The sequence below is a fragment of the Saliphagus sp. LR7 genome (genome assembly GCF_003344565.1).
In the GTDB taxonomy this organism is placed as follows: domain Archaea; phylum Halobacteriota; class Halobacteria; order Halobacteriales; family Natrialbaceae; genus Saliphagus; species Saliphagus infecundisoli.
Window position 1 is genome coordinate 1 of the sequence record NZ_QPND01000056.1, and the last position, 2,436, is coordinate 2,436.

Sequence of the window (2,436 nt, forward strand, 5' to 3'; positions counted from 1 at the left end):
TCTCGGCCAACGAGGACCTCACCGCTGCGGACAGCCGGTCGGTGCTCGAGGGGACCGCCTGGAAACCCGACGACTGGTCGGAGCCGGGCGACGAACAGGACGTCCGGTATGGGTACGGCATCGTCGACGCCTACGCCGCGGTCGACGAAGTCGGCGCCGCCGTCTACGAGTACGATCTTGGCGACGTCAACCAGGACGACTCGGTCAACGTCCAGGACGTCCAACTCACCCAGCAGTACATCTACGGGATGGATCCCGAGAATTTCAACGAGGATCTCGGAGACCTGAACCGTGACGGCGAGGTCGATACCACCGACCTCAATCTGTTGCAGTACAAGGTTCAGGGCAATCTCGATCTGGGCGCGATCGACGTCTCGAACCTGGAGGGGCCCGACGAGGCCGACCAGGGCACCGAGATCGAACTCTCGGCCGATCTCGAGAACACGGGCGAGGAGGGTGCCGTCCAGGAACTCGCCGTCCACATGGCCGAGACCGAGGACGACCTCGGCTCGGGCGAGCCCGTCACGACCATGTTCGTCGATCTCGCCGCCCCCGGCGTCTCCGATCCCGTCGGCCACCCCGCCGAAACCACGGTCACGCTCACGGTCGATACGAGCGGGTTCGAACCCGGCGAGTACTATTATGGACTCTACTCCGAGGACGACAGTGAGACGGGAGAACTCACGCTCGTCTCGTCGTACTTCGAGGTCTCGAACCTCGACGCACCCGGCGAAGTCGATCAGGAGGACACGTTCGACGTGAGTGCCGACATCACCAACACGGGTAACGCCGCCGACACCCAGACTGTCGAGTATCTCTTCGACGAGGAGGTGCGCCGCTCGACGGAAGTCTCCCTTGAACCTGGTGGTTCCCAGACGGTCACCTTCGAGGACATCGACACCAGTGGAACGAGCGAGGGGACGTACGACCACGGCGTCTCGACCGACGACGACGCCCAGTGGGCGGAGATCACCGTGTTGGAACCGTTCTTCGACGTCGAGATCACGGACGCCCCGGAGACAGTGACGATCGGCGAGAGCTACGACGTGGATGCGACCGTCGAGAACACCGGCGATGCGCCCGACGAACAGGAGATCGTCTACGATCTCGGTGCTGCAGGCGGCGACGTCGCGGTCGTCGACGTCTCGGCCGACACCTCACAGGGCGAGGGTATCGTCGGCGTCCTCGACGAGCGTCTCGACAGCGAGGCCTACGCGGTCGACCTCGTCGTCGCCGGCGACCTGCTCGACGCGATGGGCGACTACGACACGTTCGTCATCCAGCGCTTCGGTGGCGACGGGCTGGCGTCGGACTTCCTCGACGCGCTCGGGGACGACCAGAACGCCGTCTACCTCGACTCCTATCAGGGAGCGAGCGCCGAGGCGTACGCCGACGGGATCTACCGTCTCCACAACGTCCGTGAGGACCCGGCCACCCGCGGCTCGGAGGGCATCGGGACGACGGGCGACCCGGTGACGATCGACATCACGGCCGACCACGCCGTCTTCGCCGGCGTCGGCGAGGAAGGCGACACCGTCGAGGTCTACACCGGCTCGACGACCTGGGGCAGCTGGTTCAACGACTACAGCGGCACGCTCCTGGCAGACGCCGACTTCGGCGGCGACTTCGGCGGCCCGTCGGTCGCGGTCGGCGACGACGGCGAGGTGTTGTGCACCGCCGTCGCGCGCGACTACTTTACCAACGAGTCGGACTTCACCGACGCGGGCAACCGCCTGCTCACGAACGCAGTCGAGTACGCCACCACCGGTAACGTCACGACCGATACGGCGACGGTGGAGAGTTCGAAGGTCGTCGGGCTCGAGCCCGGCGAGAGCGAGGCACTCACCTTCACGCACACCGTTCCCGAGGACGCCACCGTCGGCGACGCGGCCCACATCGTCACGAGCGAGGACGAGCAGGCGACCGCGCCGGTGACCGTCGAGATCGACGGCGGCACCGTCGAGGGGACCGTGACCGACGCCGGGACCGGCGACCCCATCGAGGGTGCGACCGTCGAGATCCACGCCGACCCCGGCGACCACGCCGCGACCACGGACGCTAACGGCGAGTACGTCCTCGAGAACGTCCCTGCCGGCGAGCACGAGATCACGGTGACGGCGGAGGACTACGCCGAGGTCACCGAGACGATCGAGGTGCCCGAGGACGGAACCGTGACTTACGACGCGGCCTTAGAGCCCGCGCCGGGCTCGATCAGCGGCCAGGTCACCGCAAGCGACGACGGCGAACCCGTCGAGGGCGTCACGATCGTCGGCGAGAACGGCGACGGCGACGAGTACGAGGCCACGACGGACGCCGAGGGCCAGTACGCTCTCGACGTTCCCGCGGGGACGTACGTCGTCACGGTCGCGGCAACCCCGCCGGGCTACCAGCCCGAGGAGATCGTCACCGTCTCTGCGGGTGAAACCGTCGAGGGCG

1 protein-coding gene is annotated in these 2,436 nt (G+C 67.2%); it reads left to right on the forward strand.

From position 1 onward, the window contains the following. A partial coding sequence (locus DVH23_RS23045; RefSeq protein WP_114579674.1) for a carboxypeptidase regulatory-like domain-containing protein occupies positions 1 to 2,436 on the forward strand: 2,436 nt, incomplete at both ends.